A 17,655-nucleotide genomic window follows, 5' to 3' on the forward strand; every position below is an offset into this window, starting at 1 on the left:
ACGCCCCCGGGGGGGCGCCGGTGGTGCGGGCCCACACGCCGGGGTCCCGGTCTCGGGCCCCCCCACCCACCCCGGGCGTGGCCGCCCCCCGCTAACGCGGGGGGGGGGCCCCACGGCCGTTCGTACGGTCGGCGGTCAGGACTTCCCGACCGGCCCTACGCGTCCTGCGTCTGCTTGTCCCGGCGGTGCCGGCCATGGGCGGCGGAGTCGGACTCCTCGGCGGCGGCCGGGCCACGGTGCTTGCCGGAGCTTGCGGCCTCGGCGGCCTGGGCGGATGCCTCCTGGGGGCGCGCCTGGGTCGTGTCGGTTCGGGCTTCGGACATGAAAAGAGTCACTCCGTCAGATCGCTTACAGCTGTGCGCGTCGGGACCTCGCCCGACGACCGCCAAGGCTGACCCCGAGCGGCACTGCCGGTGGCCGGTCAACCGGCCGCGTAGCCCCCGCCCGAAATTCTAACGGGGCCGGAAATCGCGTTCCACCGGGTCTACCGGGCCGCCAGAGGCGCCTGCTGCAAGGGCACTGGCCTGCACATTCCAGGATGAGCGGGAACGCGCCGCGGTTCCCTGTCCACGGCCAGCGGTTGTGCAGATGCTGTGGAGCGGTTGTCGGTATCTCCTGCATCCAGGACAATCTCCCCGCCGCTCCCGGCGTCCACCCCGGAAGGCGGGCCCTGCACCGGCCGTACCGACGGATCCACCGGCATCATCCGGCCCACCGGCTTCACCTGCTCCGCCGGCATCAGCGGCTGCTCCGGTTCCACCGGTCGAGGCGCCTCCGCAGCCCCCAGCGGCTCCACAGCCCCCGGCACCTCCGCAGTCCCCGACGCCCCCGCAGCCCCCGGCGTCCCCGCAGACCGCACCCGCCGCACCGACCGCACCGCCTCCCCCTCCTCCGCCGGCCCCAGCGGCACGGCCATCCGCGCCACCCCGCAAGGCTCCGCCCCCGTCGCGTACGGCAGCAGCAGTTCGCCGCCCGCCGTCCACAGCCCGGTCCCCGCCAGCCACCCCTCCGGCGCCGGGAAGTGCCGCAACTGCCGGTCCGAGGGCCGCCAGACACCCAGCCACGTACCGTTCGCCGCAGCCATCCGGAACGCCACCGCACAGCTCTCCGGCGCCAGCATCTGTCCCGGCTGCATCGCGAACGGGGTGGGAGTCCCTTCCGCGGGCCGCAGGCACTCCGGGAAGCGCACCGGCCGGCTGCCGCCCAGTACGCCCCAGCCCAGCCGGTCGTGCCCCGGGGCGTCGGACCGTACGAGCAGCAGCCCGCTGTCCGGATCGGCGAGCAGCAGCCGGTCGTTGCTCTCCTCGGTGATCTGCAGCAGCAGGCCGGTCTCGCCGTCCCGCTCCAGATCGACCACCACGGTCTTCGTCCGGCCGTCCAGCTCCCGGTCCAGCGCCAGCAGCCGGCCGCCGCGGTCCAGCCAGACGCCCCCCGTACAGCGCCCCGGGATCCGGGCGATCCGCTCGGGGCCGTCCGCGCCGCCGTGCAGCAGCCACAGCGTGGTCGCGTGCTCCTCGGGCGCCAGGGCGTAGCCGAGCCGTCCGCCGGGGGCGGGCGGCAGCAGGGCCAGTTCGGGGGCCGGCACGGCGCCCAGCAGGAGTTCGCCGGTGCCGGGGCCCGCCGGGTAGAGCAGGGAGACGGCGAAGCGGCCGGCGACCCGGCGCAGGATCAGCACCCGTCCGTCCGTGAGCGGCAGCAGTGTGCTGTCCGGCTCCTCGGGCTGGGTGCCCTGCAGCGGCACGGCGTACGGTTCGGGGCCGCTCAGCGTCCAGCGCTCCGGAAACCAGCTCCCGGCGGCGTCGTCGTGACGGGCGAGCCGGGCGGCGTACGAGCCGTCGGCGGCGATCGTCAGCGCCGCGCGGTGCGGGCCGGCCGGCGCCGTGGTGTCCTCAGTGGCACAGATCGTCATCGAGTGGTCACCTCCAGTCGGCAACCGAAGGTAGTTTTCGCACGTCCGGCCGATCGCCGGGAGTTGCCACACTTCACGCATAAGGGTGGCGGTTGTCCGGTTCGCCGGTGCCCGACGGGGTGGTTGTGCTTCAGATTTCAAGCATGGGCCGGGCGGCGGAGGGGGAGGGGGCGAGGGAGACCACCCGAGGGCCCGCGCCATGTCACAGCTGGGAGGTAACCTTCCACCCGTGCCCGTACTGTCTGAAGTCCTCACCGCGCTCGACGCCCTCTGGCCTCCCGAGCGGGCCGAAGGGTGGGACGCCGTCGGCACGGTCTGCGGGGATCCCGGCGCCGAGGTCCGTCGTGTGCTGTTCGCCGTCGACCCGGTCCAGGAGATCGTCGACGAGGCGGTGAAGCTCGGTGCCGACCTCCTCGTCACCCACCATCCGCTCTATCTGCGCGGTACGACGACGGTCGCGGCCTCGACCTTCAAGGGCAAGGTCGTGCACACCCTCATCAAGCACGACATCGCCCTGCATGTCGCGCACACCAATGCCGACACCGCGGACCCCGGTGTCTCCGACGCCCTGGCCGGCGCCCTGGACCTGCGCATCGTCGGCCCGCTGGTCCCGGATCCGGGCGACCCGGCCGGCCGCCGGGGCCTGGGCCGGATCTGCGAGCTGCCGCATCCGATGACGCTGGCCGACCTCGCGGCGTACGCCGCGGGCCGGCTGCCCGCCACCGCGCAGGGCATCCGGGCGGCCGGCGACCCGGACCGCGAGATCCGGACCCTCGCCGTCTCCGGCGGCTCCGGCGACAGCCTCTTCGACGACGTACGGGCGGCCGGTGTGGATGCGTTCCTCACCGCCGACCTGCGTCACCACCCGGCCTCCGAGGCCACCCAGAAGAGCCCGGTGGCGCTGCTCGACGCCGCCCACTGGGCCACCGAATGGCCGTGGTGCGAGCAGGCCGCGGCACAGCTCGACGCGGTCTCCGACCGGCACGACTGGGGACTGCGTACGCATGTCTCCCGTACGGTCACCGACCCCTGGACCGCCCACGCGGCGTCCACCCCCTTCTTCGCCCCGACCCACACCACAGGAGCCCCACGCTGAACGCCGCGCCCGCCGACCAGATCCGCCTCCTCGACGTCCAGGCACTGGACGTGAGGCTCACCCAGCTCAACCACCGGCGCAACAACCTGCCCGAGCTGGCCGAGCTGCAGACCCTGGAGGCCGACCTCATCCAGCAGCGCGACCTGCTCGTCGCCGCGCAGACCGAGGAGAGCGACACCAGCCGCGAGCAGACCAAGGCCGAGCAGGACGTGGACCAGGTGCGCCAGCGCGCCGCCCGCGACCAGAAGCGCCTGGACTCCGGCGCCGTCACCTCCCCCAAGGACCTGGAGAACCTCCAGCGCGAACTGACCTCGCTGGCCAAGCGCCAGGGCGACCTGGAGGACATCGTCCTGGAGGTCATGGAGCGCCGCGAGACCGCCCAGGAGCGGGTCACCGAGCTCACCGGCCGGGTCGAGGCCATCCAGGCCAAGGTCGACGACGCCGCCGCCCGCCGGGACGCCGCCTACACCGAGATCGACGCCGAGCACGCCACGGTCACCAAGGAGCGCGAGCTGACCGTCGCCGACATCCCTGCCGACCTGCTGAAGCTCTACGACAAGATCCGCACGAAGGAGGGTGGCGTCGGCGCGGCCCGCCTCTTCCAGCGCCGCTGCGAGGGCTGCCGGCTGGAGCTGAACATCACCGAGGTCAACGATGTGCGCGCGGCCGCCGCCGACGCGGTCCTGCGCTGTGAGAACTGCACCCGCATCCTGGTCCGTACGCCCGACTCGGGTCTGTAGGCCATGGCGCGCACGCTGATCGTCGAGGCGGACGGCGGCTCCCGGGGCAACCCGGGGCCGGCCGGCTACGGCGCGGTCGTCCTCGACCCGGAGACGGGCGAGGCGCTGGCCGAGGCCGCCGAGTTCATCGGCACCGCGACCAACAATGTCGCCGAGTACAAGGGCCTGGTGGCCGGTCTGCGGGCGGCGCGGGCGATCGACCCGCAGGCCCGCGTCCGGGTGCGGATGGACTCCAAGCTCGTCGTCGAGCAGATGTCGGGACGCTGGAAGATCAAGCACCCGGACATGAAGCCGCTGGCCGCCGAGGCCGCGTCGGTCTTCCCGTCCGACCAGGTCACCTACGAGTGGATCCCACGCGCGCAGAACAAGCACGCGGACCGGCTCGCCAACGAGGCGATGGACGCCGGCAAGATCGGCAGGCAGTGGGAGCCGGGCAACTCCACGGCGGCGCCGGCCACCGCGGCCGTGCCCGCCCGCAGCGCCGCCGCCCGGGCTGCCGACGAGGCGGTGGCGACGGCGGAGGCCGCCTCGTCGAGTGCCCCGTCGGTCGGCTGGGGCTCTCCCGACCTCGGCCCGCCCGCGACCTTCGTCCTGCTGCGGCACGGCGAGACCCCGCTGACGCCCGAGAAGCGGTTCTCCGGCAGCGGCGGCACCGACCCCGAACTCTCCGCCGCCGGGCGCCGCCAGGCCGAGGCGACCGCCGCCGCGCTCGCCGCCCGCGGCACGATCCAGGCCGTCGTCAGCTCACCGCTGCGGCGCTGCCGGGAGACCGCCGGGGCGGTCGCCGACCGGCTCGGTCTGGAGGTCCGGATCGAGGAGGGCCTGCGCGAGACCGACTTCGGGGCGTGGGAGGGGCTGACGTTCGCCGAGGTGCGCGAGCGCTACCCCGAGGACCTCGACGCCTGGCTCGGCTCCGCCAAGGTGGCGCCCACCGGCGGCGGAGAGTCCTTCGCGACGGTCTCCCGCCGGGTCGCCGTCGCCCGCGACAAGCTCCTCGCCCGGTACGCGGGCCGGACCGTCCTGCTGGTCACCCATGTCACCCCCGTCAAGACGCTGGTCCGGCTGGCGCTGGGCGCCCCGCCGGAGTCGCTGTTCCGGATGGAGCTGTCCGCGGCCTCGATCTCGGTCGTCGCGTACTACACCGACGGCAACGCCTCACTGCGGCTGCTGAACGACACCTCGCATCTGCGCTGACGCGACCTCGCCGCTCCAGGGGCGGGCGCCCCGGGGCGCGCTGTGCGCCCGGTCCGGCGTCCCCGTCGTACGCGCAAGGGCCCGGCACCTCGGACCTCCGAGGTGCCGGGCCCTTCGTGCGAGAAGCCCTCAGACCGCCAACGCCGCCGCCTCCTGGGCGAGTCGGCGCACCCGGTCCCAGTCCTTCGCGGCCAGCGCCTCGGCCGGAAGCATCCAAGTGCCGCCGACGCAGCCGACGTTCGGCAGCGCCAGGTAGGACGGCGCCGACGCCAGGCCGATGCCCCCGGTCGGGCAGAAGCGGGCCTGCGGCAGCGGTGCGGCCAGCGAGCGGAGATAGGCGGTGCCGCCCGCCGCCTCGGCCGGGAAGAACTTCATCTCGGTGATGCCCTCGTCCAGCAGGGTCACCACCTCCGAGGCCGTCGAGACCCCCGGCAGGAAGGGCACCCCGGAGTCCTTCATCGCGCCCAGCAGCCGCGGCGACCAGCCGGGGCTCACCAGGAAACGGGAGCCGGCCGTGAGAGCCGCCTCGACCTGGCCGGGGGTGAGCAGGGTGCCCGCGCCGATCACCGCCTCCGGGACCTCGGCGGCGACCGCCCGGATCGCGTCCAGTGCGGCGGGCGTCCGCAGGGTCACCTCGATCGCGGGCAGCCCGCCCGCGACGAGCGCACGGGCGAGCGGCACGGCGTCGGCCGCGTCGTCCAGCACGACGACCGGGACGACGGGGGCGAGACCGAGGACCGAGGAAGAGGGGCGCCCCTGCTCGAACGAAGCGGAGAACTCGGGGGCGGCGGGCACGGGGGAGGAGGCGGCGCGAGTCACGCCGCCCATACTGCGCCCGCCCACCCACTCTCCGCAACGAACGTTGCGCATGCTGCAACGGCAGCCCGCTGGGTCCGCGCTACAGCTCCGTCACGATCACATCGACGGCCCATGCCTTGCCGCCCTTCGCCGGAGGCTCCGCCTCCACCGCGTAACCCAGCCCCCGCAGCGCCTCGACCAACTCCGCCGGACCCGCAGGCTCCAGCCCCGCCGACAACAGGTCCCGCACCAGCCGTCCCTTGGTCGCCTTGTTGAAGTGACTGACCACCGTCCGCTTCTCCACCCCGGCCACGACCTTCGACTGCAGCACTCGCACCGTCGCGGTACGACCGGCCACCTCGCCCTTGGGCTTCCAGGCCGTCGCATACGCCGCCGAGCGCAGATCGAGCACCAGCCCCTTCCCGGCGACCGCGGGCATCACCTCGGCCATCGGCGCCCGCCAGTACGCGCCCAGCGCGCCGAGCCCCGGCAGCTTCACGCCCATCGAGCAGCGGTAGGACGGAATCCGGTCACCGATCCGTACGGCGCCCCACAGCCCCGAGAACACCAGCAGTGACCGCGCGGCCCGCTTCCGCGCCGCCGCGTCCAGGGACGCCAGGCCGAGCGCGTCATAGAGCACACCGGTATAGATCTCCCCGGCCGGCCGGGTCCCTGCCGTACGCAGCCCCGCGTTCTTGGCGATCTCGCCCTTGAGGCCCTCGCTGAGCCCGAGCACCTCCTGGGCCTTGGTCTCGTCCGCCGCGCACAGCTCGACCAGCTCCTCCAGCACCGCCTCGCGCGCGGCGGTCAGCCCCGGCAGCGACAGCGCACCGGCGTCCAGCGGCGCCCCGGCCGCTCCCGCGGCCTTCCCTTCGGACGGCGGCAACAGCACGAGCACGGTGTTTCTCCTTCACGGCGGTACGGGCGGGGTGCGGCCCCGGGAAAGCGTATGGCCTGCGGCGGGCGGGCGGAGAACCCGTGAGGTGCCGGGCGCCCCGGGGCCGGCGCCCGCACACCGCGCCGGGAGCGGCCGCCCGCCATACGCTCGATTTCATGCCCCGTCTCCATATGCATGTGACCGACGCAGCCGAGGCCCCGCTGCGGGTCGCGCTGCGTGAGCTGCGCGGAAAGCTGGAGATCCCGGACCACTTCCCGCCCACGGCACAGGCCGAGGCGGAGAGCGCCGCCCGCGCCCCGCGGATCCCGGCCGCCGATGGCGCGGTGGCGACCGAGCACACCCTGGCGGACGCCACCGACCTCCCCCTCTTCACCATCGACCCGCCCGGCTCCCTCGACCTCGACCAGGCCATGTTCCTGTCCCGGCGCCCCGGCGGGGGCTATCGCGTCCACTACGCCATCGCCGATGTCGCCTCCTTCGTGACCCCCGGCGGCGCCCTGGACGCCGAGGCGCACCACCGTGTGACGACCCTCTACTTCCCCGACGAGCGGGTCCCGCTGCATCCGCAGGTGCTGAGCGAGGGCGCCGCCAGCCTGCTGCCCGACCGGGACCGCCCGGCGGTCCTGTGGCAGCTCGACCTCGACGCGGACGGCGCCCTGACCGCCACGTCCGTACGCCGCGCCCTGGTCCGCTCCCGCGCCAAGCTGGACTACGCGGGCGTCCAGCGGGTCCTCGACGACCGGACGGCCGAGGAGCCGCTGGCCCTGCTCCGCGAGATCGGACTGCTGCGGGAGGAGCTGGAGACCGCCCGGGGCGCGATCTCCCTGAACGTCCCCGAGCAGGAGATCGTCGAGCAGGACGGCTGCTACACCCTCGAATACCGTGCCCCGCGCCCGGCCTACGGCTGGAACGCGCAGATCTCCCTGCTGACCGGCATGGCCGCGGCCGAGCTGATGCTGGCCTCCGGCACCGGCATCCTGCGTACGCTGCCCACCGCCCCGGACGGCTCGGTCGCCCGGCTCCGGCTGACCGCCCGCGCGCTCGGCGTCGACTGGCCGCACCACACCTCGTACGCGGCGCTGATCCGTACCCTCGACCCGCGCCGCCCCGCCCACGCCGCCTTCCTGCAGGAGTGCACCGCCCTGCTGCGCGGCGCCGGCTACACCGTCTTCGACGGCACCGCGCCCCGGGCCTCCGAGGCGCTGCACGCCGCGGTCGCCGCCCCGTACGCGCATGCCACCGCGCCCCTGCGGCGGCTGGCCGACCGCTACACCTCCGAGCTGTGCCTGGCCGCCTCGGCCGGCGTCGAACCGCCCGACTGGGTCCGCAGCGCGCTGCCCGCCCTGCCCCGCGAGATGGAGACCGGCACCCAGCGCGCCAACCAGGTGGAGCGGTCCTGCGTCGACCTCGTGGAGGCGGCGCTGCTGCGGGACCGGGTCGGCGAGATCTTCGAGGCGCTGGTCGTCGACATCCAGGAGAAGGACCCCACCCACGGCACCGTCCACCTCTACGACCCGGCCGTCATCGGCACCGTCGAAACCGCCCCGGAAGGCCCCGCGCTGCCCCTCGGCCACCGCATCCCGGTGCGCCTCGCCGAGGCCGAACCGGGCCACCGCCCGGTCCGGTTCACCCCTGCCTGACCGCGGCCCCGCCCGTCCCCGGCGCCGCACCCCCGCCCGGCGCCGCCGGCCGCGCCCGCAGGGCAGCCACCGCCGCCCGCGCGTCATCGGCATGGAAGCGCACCGTACGCACCGTCTCCCGCCGCCCCAACAGCCGGACGGCCACGACCGGTTCGGACAGCTCGACGGTGACCGACGTCTGACCGCCGACCATCAGCTCCAGCACCTCGCTGCCGTCCCTCTCCGGCTCTCTGACGAACCGGAGGTCGTGGCGTACGGCGGTGATCCGCTCCAGCGGTATCCGGATGTCCCGGCGCGCACCGTCCCGCAGCCACAACGTGTCCGCCCCCAGCACATGCGGCCGGGTGACCGCCGCCGCCTGGAACCCCAGCATCATCAGCACCGTGTAGAGGTCGAGGACCAGCATCACCGCATGCGCCGCCGGACGGTCCGTGAGCAGCACCCCGACCACGACCGTCTCCACCACACTCACGAACGTCAGCCCGTACACGAACGCGGCCTGCGCCCCCGCATACCCCAGGGCCCGTTCGCCCGGCGCCACCCCGATCCGCCGCCGCGCCACCCACCAGCCCAGGCTGATCAGCCACCGTGTCTCGTAGGCGGCCAGCCGGCCCAGCGCGGCCCCCCGGCTCACCGCGCACGCTCCACGACCAGCTCGATCGCCCGGCGCACGGCCCGGGCCTGCGCGGGCGCGAAGTGCGCGTAGTACGCCGCCGTGAAGCCACCGTCGGCCTCCGCGCCGATCGCCTGCTCCCAGTGCTCCGCACCGACCTCGGCGATCACCTCCTCCGGAATGCAGTCCGCGAGCGCCCGTGCGGCCTGTTCCACGCGCGGATCGTCCGCCGCGGACTCCACCAGCGCGTCGAGCAGGCCGTACACCTCGTACATCTGCTCCATCGCCCCCGGTGCCGCCGCCATCTCCCCGAGCAGCTGCACGATCCGCTTGCTCCCTTCCGCCCCGCCCATCGATTCGAGCAGCGCCAGCACCTCCCGTTCCTTCGCCGCCATCGCGGGCTCCGGACCAGGACGCCCGGCCGACATGCGGGTCATCTCCGCGAAGAGCGCCGCCAGTTCGTCCGAAACGGGCCCCTCCGCGGGCAGCCCGCCGTGCTCCTCCGCCTGCCGCCGCACCGCGGCCAGCCGGGCCCGCCGCGACCGGATCGCCTCCTCCTGGCGGGCCAGATCCGCGTCCAGCCCGGCCAGCACCTCGTGCAGCTCATGCCCGGCGTCATCGGCGAGGACGTCCCGCACCTCGTCCAGCCCGAGCCCCAACTCCGTCAGCCGGCGCACCCGCGCCAGCACGACCGCGTCCCGCAGCCCGTACTCCCGGTAGCCGTTGGCGCGGCGTTCCGGCTCGGGCAGCAGCCCGAGGTGGTGGTAGTGGCGCACGGCACGGGTGCTGACGCCGATCAGACCTGCGAGCTCACCGATTCTCATGCGCCCAGTACAAACGTTGCCGCTGCGACAAGGTCAAGGGCCGCCGGGCCAGGGAGGGCGCGGGGAAGCCCGGCGAGGGCCGGCGCCCCTTACGGGTACCATGGTCACCACGGCGGACGAGCCGGCCGGACGGCCGCGTGGGGATCATCGATCCCCCCGAGGAACGTCCGGGCTCCACAGGGCAAGGTGGTGGGTAACGCCCACCCGGGGTGACCCGCGGGACAGTGCCACAGAAAACAGACCGCCCGGACCGCAAGGTCCGGGTAAGGGTGAAACGGTGGTGTAAGAGACCACCAGCCTCCGAGGTGACTCGGAGGGCTAGGTAAACCCCACCTGGAGCAAGGTCAAGAGGAGGCATCGGCTGATGCCTCTGCGCGGACGACCGAGGGCTGCCCGCCCGAGTCCGCGGGTAGACCGCACGAGGCTGCCGGCAACGGCAGCCCTAGATGGATGGCCGTCTCCCCCCGGCCCGCAAGGACCGGGGGCGACAGAACCCGGCGTACAGGCCGACTCGTCCGCCATTACGGCCCTGAGCAGGGAAAACGCCCTGGGTGGGGCCACCGGGTCGTCGCGTCCACGGACCAACTCGGACGCACGACACGCCTCACCTACGACGAGGCCGGCAACGTCACGTTGACCGTCCGCCCCGACGGGCTCGCCTCCGCCGCCGTGTACAACGAGCTGAACCTCCCGGTCGAGATCATCGGCCCAGACGGGGCTACCTGGCGCCAGGAGTACGACGAGCGGGGCAACCGCACGTCGGTGACTGATCCCAGTGGTGCGACCACCCGTTACCGCTACGACAGCCGCGGACACCCGGCTTCGGTGACGGACGGCCTCGGTCACACCCGACACATCGAGTGCAACCGGGCCGGCCTGCCCCTCACGGCGACCGACCCACTCGGGGCTGTCACCCGCTACGAGCGGGACCCCTTCGGGCGCATCACGTCCATTACCGACCCACTCGGTCAGACCACCCGCCTGGCATGGACGATCGAGGGCAAGCTCGCATCCCGCGTTGCACCCGACGGCACTGTCGAGTCCTGGGCATACGACGGTGAAGGCAACTGCATCACCCACACCGATGCCTCTGGCGGCACAACGACCTACGAGTACACGCACTTCGATCTTCTGAGCGCACAGAGGGGCCCGGACGGAGCACGCTACGAGTTCACCCACGACACCGCCCTCCGTTTGACACAGGTCACCAGCACACAGGGCATGACCTGGGATTACGAGTACGACCCAGCCGGCCGTCTCATATCTGAGACTGACTTCGACAACCGGATGCTCAACTACACCCACGACCCGGCTGGCCAACTCACGGCCCGCATCAACGCTCTCGGCCAAACGATCGCCTACGCCCACGATGTCCTCGGCCGCGTGGTGGAGAAGAACGCCGACGGGAAGGTCACCACGTACGAGCACGACGCGGCAGGCAGCCTCCTTCAGGCCACAGGACCTCATGTGAGGTCCACCTATCGGCGCGATCCCATGGGACGCGTATCAGCCGAGACTGTGAACGGCCGGACGGTGACGTACGCCTACGACGCCCTCGGCCGTCGCACGGGCCGCACTACTCCCACCGGTGTGACGAGCGCGTGGACGTATTCGCGCGCCTGTCCCGTAAGCCCGACACCTGGCGTTACACGTGGGACCCCGAGGACCGGCTCATCGCCGTCACCACCCCCGACGGGCAGTCTTGGCGCTACCTCTACGATCCCTTCGGCCGCCGGATCGCCAAGCAGCGCCTCGCCGATGACGAATCGGTCCTCGAACAAGTCGACTTCACCTGGGACGGCACCACTCTCGCTGAACAAACCACCAGCTCGTCCGCTACTTCCCCCATCACCCTCACCTGGGACCACAACGGCCTGCGGCCAATTGTCCAGACCGAGCGAAAGGCGCTGGCAGGTGTTCCTCAACAAGAAATCGATCAGCGTTTCTTCGCCATCATCACAGACCTTGTCGGCACCCCCACGGAGCTTGTTGACGAATCCGGGAGCGTAGCCTGGCGCACCCGCACCACCCTCTGGGGCACGACGACTTGGGCCCGCAGCAGCACCGCCTACACACCCCTCCGCTTCCCTGGCCAATACTTCGATGCCGAAAGCGGTCTCCACTACAACTTTCACCGCTACTACGATCCTGAGACCGCCGCTACACCACGCCTGACCCCTTAGGCCTCGACCCAGCCCCGAACCCTTCCACTTACGTCCACAACCCCCACACTTGGACCGACCCACTCGGCCTCTCACCGTATCCAGATGATCCCGTCAAGCTCTATCGGGCCCCACACAACGGGAACAGGGCTCGGGAGGAAAATGGCCTCGATCCGGCCCTCCACCCCGACACCGAGCACGGCGCAGGCACCGCATACCTGGGTGAGAGCGAAAAGGTGGCCCAAAAGTACGCAGCCCAGGGAACTCATGAAGACGGCTACCATGAGTTCGTGATGAAGCCAGGATTCAGGGATGCGTTTCCAGAGAGCGTCACCCCTCCGTACCGGCGTACACACGACAACAAGCCAGACGAATGGCAGTGGTTGATCCCCAGGGAAAAGATCCCAAAGTTCAATTCATACATTCAAGAGGTGAACTGGATCAACTACTACCAGGGTCACACCTGGCGCGACTAATGGTGCAACGGGAGAAACCGAATGAAGAAATTTGAACATGGCTCTCCCCGTGAGTTGCTGGAAACGCTGCAGCCGGGGCAGGTGTGTAAGGGAGTCGTAAGCTCCGTCGCAGACTTCGGAGTATTCGTGGACCTGGGCGGCGCTGTTGGGATTGTGACCGTGCCCAACCTGTCATGGAGACGTTTCGACCATCCATCGCACGTAGCCCACACGGGACAAGAGGTTCTCGTCACTGTGTTGAGCGTCGACCTGGAACGCGAGCAGGCGTCGCTCTCCATCAAAGAGCTGCAGCAGGACCCGTTCATTGACTTCGTGCGCGCACGGTTCGGCTCCACGATGTCCGGCCCTGTAACCAAGGTCGCTCCCATTGGAGCCTTCGTCCAGTTGGAGGACGAATGGGCGGGGCTCCTGCCGATCTCCGAATTGGGAGGGAGCGGACACGCGGCGGAGGTCGGCGACGTGCTGAGCGTAAGGATCACCTATATCAACATGGCAAATCGCCAGGTGGCGTTGTCGCTCAGTTCGGCGTCCGCGGATTCTGGCTGAGCGTAGCCGTTCCGGAACTTTTACCGCCTTCGCCACTCCAGATAGAACGACCTGGCGCTAGAGCTTCGACCCGCTCGGCCGGCCGGCCGACCAGCATGCCGTAGATCATTCACGGGACAACCCTTGGACGGCATCTCCTTTGGATGGCTCGAGAGGCTCTCGGTCGTGTCGTGGCCGGCGTCGCCCAGTCCTCACCGAGCGCCCACCGCCGGTCCTGCTGATCAACGGCCCCGCCGAGCAGCGACCGGTGGAACTCGGCAAGTTGCCCTGGATCAGGGCAGTCCAGCACCACGCACTGCAGATCAGCGATCGTGGCCAGATCCTGAGCGGCCACCAGTGCACGGACCGGCCGGACCTGGCCGCCCGCACTCCGAAGATCGCGGCGACAGGACCTGGAGCGGGTTTCGGTCGTGGCTGGCTGTCGTCGACGTGATGATTCACCCGCGACTGCCCGATATACGAGGTGTCTGTGGCCTCTGCCGTCCCAGAGAATCTTGAGACAGGAAAGGCGCTGGCCACGGCCGCTATTCGCCTCAATTCCGTCTCTGTATACGAACTTTGGGGGCATGAGACCTCGCGATCTTGGATAGCGATGCGCTCAGACCGCCCGGCTCCCAAGGTCTGGAGCCTGTGCCGTCCTGGGCTGCCGCGCCGGGCATGATTCCCCATAGCTGAAGGGATCCCCAATATCGTGCAACCGACCCAAGAGTTCGGCGACAACCCTGTCGAAGTACGCGAAACCGGGCACTACACGGAGGAATACGTCCCCAGCTTTGTCGAGAAATGGGACTCGCTCATAGATTGGGAGAAGAGGGCGGAAAGCGAAGGCAATTTCTTCATCGACCTGCTGCGCAAATGGGGGGTGAGGAGTGTGCTCGACGTCGCGGCAGGCACAGGATTTCACTCCGTACGGCTACTGGCTGCCGGATTCGAAACCGTAAGCGCGGACGGCAGTGCGGACATGCTGGCGAGGGCCTTCGAAAACGGCACAAAGCAGGGAGGGCACATCCTGCGGGTCGTGCAGGCGGACTGGCGGTGGCTCAACAGAGACGTCCACGGGGAGTACGACGCCATCGTCTGCCTCGGCAACTCCTTCACGCATCTCTTCTCGGAGCGTGACCGGCGCAAGGCGCTGGCCGAGTTCTACGCGATGCTCAAGCACGACGGAATTCTCGTACTGGACCAGCGGAATTACGATGCGATCCTGGACGACGGGTACACGAGCAAGCACACGTACTACTACTGCGGTGAGGATGTCATCGTGGAGCCGGAGTATGTCGACGAGGGCCTGTGCCGTATGCGGTACAGCTTCCCGGACAACTCCACGTACCACCTCAACATGTTCCCGCTGCGACAGGACTACACCCGGCGGCTGATGTCCGACGTGGGTTTCCAGCGCGTCGAGACCTATGGCGACTTCCAGCACACCTACCGGGGCGAGCAGCCGGACTTCTTCGTGCATGTGGCGGAGAAGGAGTACCGGATGGAGGGCGAGGGACAGTACGAGGGCGCGGTCAGCACCGCCCGCAGCTACTACAACTCGCCGGACGCCGACACCTTCTATGCCACGGTGTGGGGCGGCGAGGATATTCATATCGGCCTCTACGAAAGCCCCGTGGAGCCCATCGCGGGCGCCAGCCGGCGCACCGTCGAGCGGATGGCGTCGAAGCTGGAGCTGTCCCGGGATTCCGTCGTGCTCGATCTCGGTTCCGGGTTCGGTGGCTCGGCGCGGTACCTGGCTGAGACGTACGGCTGCCGGGTCCTCGCACTCAATCTCAGCGAGGTGGAGAACCAGCGCCACAAGGAGCTGAACTCGGCCCGCGCGCTCACCGACCGGATAGAGGTCGTGGACGGGTCCTTCGAGGACATCCCGTACCCGGACGACCAGGTCGATGTCATCTGGTCCCAGGATGCCTTCTTGCACAGCGGAAACCGGGTCCAGGTCCTTGAGGAGATCGCGCGGGTGCTGCGGCCCGGCGGCCATCTCATCTTCACCGACCCGATGGCGGCGGCGGACGGCAGCTCCACCGACGTGCTGCAGCCGATTCTCGACCGGATCCATCTGGACGACATGGGCTCGCCCGGCTTCTACACACGCGAGCTGAACCGGCTCGGATTCACCGCCGTCGACGGTGGCTTCGAAGAGCACCGTGACCAGTTGGTGAACCACTACACGCGGGTCCTTGAGGAGACCAAGTACCAAGAGGCCGAAGGGCTGGCCAGAAAGATCAGTCACGACTACCTCGCCCAGATGAAGAAGGGGCTCGGCCACTGGATCGACGGTGGCCGCGAGAAACACCTCACCTGGGGAATCTTTCACTTCAGGCTCGATGCTCACGACTGAGCGACCTTTCACCGGCTACCAGGCCGTCGCTGATGCCGGGAACGGTGTCGGCGACGGGCCGCCGGCGAGGTCGCGCGGGGCGCGGCCGGCGGGCCACGAGGGGCTACTGACCCACTCGACTGCTGGTGATCCGCCCAAGCCGCCCAAGCCATCGGCTGCATCGACTTCCGCCGACCGTCTCGCAGCAGACCCCGGACACACCCGCCCTTCACCCGCTGAGCAGCCCGCGCCAGCGGCACAAGCACCTCCCCGGCGGACTCCGTCAACCGACCACGGCACGAAGCGAATGCATCCGCCCTCATAGCAGCAGCGAGCCACCGGACCCACGACCTGACCGGACAGCTGACAAAGCCCTGCCAGTACTCCAGCCGTAGATAGTGATCTTCATGTCTGATGCGTGGCTTGGCGACGGTGATGGCCGGCCTGGGCTCGGGCCTGGGCTCGGGCCTGGTGGCAGCGTCGCCAGGCGGACGAGCGGAGCCGGTGGGCCACGTCGTGCACGGGCCGGGAGACAAGCGTCGCGAACAGGCGCTGGATTCCGTTGCAGTTGAGCGGGATAAGCCCCTCCGGGGCGGGATGGCGGGCGTGTTCGTCGCCGCGGGCGACGGCGAGGAAGGCATGGGTGAGCATGGCCAGGGCGTCCGCGTGGAACTCCCGTGCACCGATGGTCACTTCGGCGGCCGTCGCCATTCCACTTGGCCCGGCTGAGCGGTGCTGCATGCCGCCCGGACCCGCATACCTGGCCCACTCGGGGATACTCCAGCAGTGCTTGCGTGGCAGGTCGACCAGCGGACCGAGCACCAAATCCCTCACCCGGCGCCGGGGTTGGACCCGGACGAAGCGGCCCACTGTCCTGCTCATCAGGATCTCGAACGCCTCCTGCCGGCGGGCAGGGCCTACGCTGTGATCCGCGGCCACCGCATGATCTACAGTCCTCACACACCGATGATCGACGATGGCCGCACCCGTCTTTCTACCGGGTTGGGGTGGTCATCGCAGTGTCGAAACCGTCTGAGTTCCGTGGCTTCAAAGTGGTGTGGCGGGGCTACGACCGCCAGCAGGTCGACCGCTACCTTGAGGCCCTGTCGGAAGCCGACACGCCGGTCGGTCCGCCTCCGTTCCAGATCGTGGGGCGGGGCTACGACCGTCAGCAGGTTGACGCACGTATCAGGGACCTCCTGGCGGACAAAGGCATCAGCGGCTGACGCAGCCATACGAGTCAGCATCGGTCCCGCGCGCAAGTCACCAGAAGAGTCTGCTCGTTCCCGCCGTGCCGGAGACGCCGGAAGCCGAGACGCCACGCAGCGTCCACGGCAGAAAAGTGAGCGCCGACCTCGAGGCCCGGCATCCGATCGGCCCTGAAGAGAGCCGGCGGGACCGGAGATGGCCGTAAGCGACACACGGCGATGTGGGGTGCGCTTCCGTCAGCGTTGTGGCGTTCGGCGCAGCTCACCGCGGCGGCGGTGCGTCGCCCGCCGGGTGCGATGACGAGGCCACGGACCACGGGAGGTTCTCACAGCTTCGCGGAGGCAGTGGTGCGCGCCCTCGCGGGTTTGGTCTTCGGGTTCGCGAGGGCCTTCACCGTGTGCACGAGGGGCGGGACCTCGGCGCCGCCGCGTGAGGTCGACTGTTCGCGCACCGGGACGAGGCCACGGATGTCGGGTTCCCGCTGCTCATCGGGCACCATCAGAGGCCGGCCACGGCGAGCAGCACCCTCGCCTTGAGCCCGATCCGATACGTGGAGGCAGGAATGGCTGAGTCCCCGCGCGATGCTGCGCGGTCCGGGCCGTTGCCCAGCGGCCGACACCACCTCAGCCGTGAACAGGTGGTCGCGTCGCAGCGGATGCGCATGCTGACCGCCACCGCCGAGGCGATGAAGGACAAGGGGTACGCGGGGACCGCGGTCGCCGAGATCATCCGGCGCGCCGGGGTGTCGCGGGAGACGTTCTACCAGCAGTTCCGTTCCAAGGAGGACTGCTTCATCCAGGCCCTGGATGCCGCCACGAAGCAGCTGGCGGGCCTGCTGGAGGCCGCCTGGCAGCCGGCGGCCGAGTCCCCGGAGGCATCCCGGTCGGCGTCCCCGGAGGAAACCTTCCGCCGGCTGCTGCGTCTCTATCTGCTGACCCTCACCGAACAGTCCGCCTTTGCCCGGCTGTTCCTCGTCGAGGTGTACGCCGCCGGGCCCGAGGCGATGGCCATCCGCATGGAGTGGCAGCGGTGGTTCGCGGACGCCATCGCCGAGATCTTCCAGGTGGGGGACGAGGGCGGTGCGGACGAGCGGAACTTCGGCTGCGAGGCCCTGGTCGCGGCCGCCGCGCATCTGGTGACGGCGCGCCTGGTCGCGGACGACCTGAAGGGCCTGCGCGGGCTGGAGGATCCGCTCGTCCGCCTCGCGGTACGGCTCCTGGGCTGAGC

16 protein-coding genes, 1 other RNA gene and 2 pseudogenes are annotated in these 17,655 nt (G+C 70.5%); 10 read left to right on the plus strand and 9 right to left on the minus strand.

Annotated elements, in window-relative coordinates; genetic code table 11:
* Positions 1-155 precede the first annotated feature (155 nt).
* Both ACWGI6_RS26725 and ACWGI6_RS26730 read right to left on the minus strand, forming a co-directional pair.
* Complete coding sequence (locus tag ACWGI6_RS26725; RefSeq protein ID WP_393908092.1) at positions 156-323, minus strand: hypothetical protein; 168 nt, start codon at positions 321-323, stop codon at positions 156-158.
* Positions 324-484: 161 nt separating this feature from the next.
* Positions 485-1,909: a hypothetical protein gene (locus ACWGI6_RS26730; protein ID WP_453269861.1), complete on the minus strand. Its 1,425-nt coding sequence runs from the start codon at positions 1,907-1,909 to the stop codon at positions 485-487.
* Positions 1,910-2,138: 229 nt separating this feature from the next.
* Here ACWGI6_RS26730 and ACWGI6_RS26735 point away from each other — a divergent pair, with 229 nt between their 5' ends.
* From ACWGI6_RS26735 to ACWGI6_RS26745, 3 genes are read left to right on the plus strand one after another with little or no spacing between them, the layout of a single operon-like run.
* Positions 2,139-3,005 (plus strand): Nif3-like dinuclear metal center hexameric protein, encoded by an 867-nt coding sequence (locus ACWGI6_RS26735; protein ID WP_453269862.1) that lies wholly within the window; start codon positions 2,139-2,141, stop codon positions 3,003-3,005.
* Positions 3,002-3,745 (plus strand): zinc ribbon domain-containing protein, encoded by a 744-nt coding sequence (locus tag ACWGI6_RS26740; RefSeq protein WP_453269905.1) that lies wholly within the window; start codon positions 3,002-3,004, stop codon positions 3,743-3,745. Before ACWGI6_RS26735 ends, ACWGI6_RS26740 begins: the two co-directional genes overlap by 4 nt.
* 3 nt (positions 3,746-3,748) lie before the next feature.
* Entirely contained in the window at positions 3,749-4,939 is a 1,191-nt protein-coding gene (locus ACWGI6_RS26745; protein ID WP_453269863.1) for a bifunctional RNase H/acid phosphatase, read from the plus strand.
* A 129-nt stretch (positions 4,940-5,068) separates the two neighbouring features.
* Here the strand turns inward: ACWGI6_RS26745 and eda are convergent, their stop codons facing one another.
* Together eda and yaaA are read right to left on the minus strand one after the other, a co-directional pair.
* Entirely contained in the window at positions 5,069-5,767 is a 699-nt protein-coding gene (eda, locus tag ACWGI6_RS26750) for a bifunctional 4-hydroxy-2-oxoglutarate aldolase/2-dehydro-3-deoxy-phosphogluconate aldolase (protein WP_453269906.1), read from the minus strand.
* Positions 5,768-5,837: 70 nt separating this feature from the next.
* Entirely contained in the window at positions 5,838-6,635 is a 798-nt protein-coding gene (gene yaaA, locus ACWGI6_RS26755) for a peroxide stress protein YaaA (RefSeq protein WP_453269864.1), read from the minus strand.
* Between the two features lie 155 nt (positions 6,636-6,790).
* Between yaaA and ACWGI6_RS26760 the strand changes: the two genes are divergently transcribed.
* Positions 6,791-8,275, plus strand: coding sequence for an RNB domain-containing ribonuclease (locus ACWGI6_RS26760; protein ID WP_453269865.1), 1,485 nt, complete (start codon positions 6,791-6,793; stop codon positions 8,273-8,275).
* Here ACWGI6_RS26760 and ACWGI6_RS26765 read toward each other — a convergent pair.
* Together ACWGI6_RS26765 and ACWGI6_RS26770 are read right to left on the minus strand one after the other, a co-directional pair.
* On the minus strand, positions 8,262-8,909 hold the full coding sequence (locus tag ACWGI6_RS26765) for a hypothetical protein (RefSeq protein ID WP_453269866.1): 648 nt from the start codon (positions 8,907-8,909) through the stop codon (positions 8,262-8,264). The two genes, ACWGI6_RS26760 and ACWGI6_RS26765, sit on opposite strands and share 14 nt — an antisense overlap.
* Positions 8,906-9,712, minus strand: coding sequence for a MerR family transcriptional regulator (locus ACWGI6_RS26770; RefSeq protein WP_453269867.1), 807 nt, complete (start codon positions 9,710-9,712; stop codon positions 8,906-8,908). Before ACWGI6_RS26770 ends, ACWGI6_RS26765 begins: the two co-directional genes overlap by 4 nt.
* 117 nt (positions 9,713-9,829) lie before the next feature.
* Between ACWGI6_RS26770 and rnpB the strand changes: the two genes are divergently transcribed.
* The 3 genes and pseudogenes from rnpB (at position 9,830) to ACWGI6_RS26785 (ending at position 12,896) form a co-directional block, all read left to right on the plus strand.
* An RNA gene (rnpB, locus tag ACWGI6_RS26775) (RNase P RNA component class A) lies at positions 9,830-10,230 on the plus strand.
* Positions 10,231-10,828: 598 nt separating this feature from the next.
* Positions 10,829-11,984: pseudogene (locus ACWGI6_RS26780) on the plus strand (RHS repeat-associated core domain-containing protein); the annotation flags it as partial.
* Positions 11,985-12,371: 387 nt separating this feature from the next.
* Positions 12,372-12,896 carry a S1 RNA-binding domain-containing protein gene (locus ACWGI6_RS26785; protein WP_453269868.1) on the plus strand — a complete coding sequence of 175 codons (525 nt, stop codon included), beginning with the start codon at positions 12,372-12,374 and terminating at the stop codon, positions 12,894-12,896.
* 109 nt (positions 12,897-13,005) lie between these two features.
* Here ACWGI6_RS26785 and ACWGI6_RS26790 read toward each other — a convergent pair whose 3' ends face one another.
* Complete coding sequence (locus ACWGI6_RS26790; protein ID WP_453269869.1) at positions 13,006-13,464, minus strand: VOC family protein; 459 nt, start codon at positions 13,462-13,464, stop codon at positions 13,006-13,008.
* Between the two features lie 123 nt (positions 13,465-13,587).
* Here ACWGI6_RS26790 and ACWGI6_RS26795 point away from each other — a divergent pair, with 123 nt between their 5' ends.
* Complete coding sequence (locus ACWGI6_RS26795) at positions 13,588-15,240, plus strand: glycine/sarcosine N-methyltransferase (RefSeq protein ID WP_453269870.1); 1,653 nt, start codon at positions 13,588-13,590, stop codon at positions 15,238-15,240.
* A gap of 384 nt (positions 15,241-15,624) precedes the next feature.
* Here ACWGI6_RS26795 and ACWGI6_RS26800 read toward each other — a convergent pair.
* A pseudogene (locus ACWGI6_RS26800) lies at positions 15,625-15,876 on the minus strand (IS701 family transposase); the annotation flags it as partial.
* 350 nt (positions 15,877-16,226) lie between these two features.
* Here ACWGI6_RS26800 and ACWGI6_RS26805 point away from each other — a divergent pair.
* Positions 16,227-16,445, plus strand: coding sequence for a DivIVA domain-containing protein (locus ACWGI6_RS26805; RefSeq protein ID WP_453269871.1), 219 nt, complete (start codon positions 16,227-16,229; stop codon positions 16,443-16,445).
* Between the two features lie 308 nt (positions 16,446-16,753).
* Here ACWGI6_RS26805 and ACWGI6_RS26810 read toward each other — a convergent pair whose 3' ends face one another.
* Positions 16,754-16,927, minus strand: a complete 174-nt coding sequence (locus tag ACWGI6_RS26810; RefSeq protein WP_453269872.1) for a hypothetical protein — start codon at positions 16,925-16,927, stop codon at positions 16,754-16,756.
* A gap of 63 nt (positions 16,928-16,990) precedes the next feature.
* On the opposite strand from ACWGI6_RS26810, the gene ACWGI6_RS26815 reads away from it, so the two are divergent.
* Positions 16,991-17,653, plus strand: a complete 663-nt coding sequence (locus ACWGI6_RS26815; RefSeq protein ID WP_453269873.1) for a TetR/AcrR family transcriptional regulator — start codon at positions 16,991-16,993, stop codon at positions 17,651-17,653.
* Positions 17,654-17,655 lie beyond the last annotated feature (2 nt).

This window comes from Streptomyces sp. NPDC054786 (genome assembly GCF_053611685.1).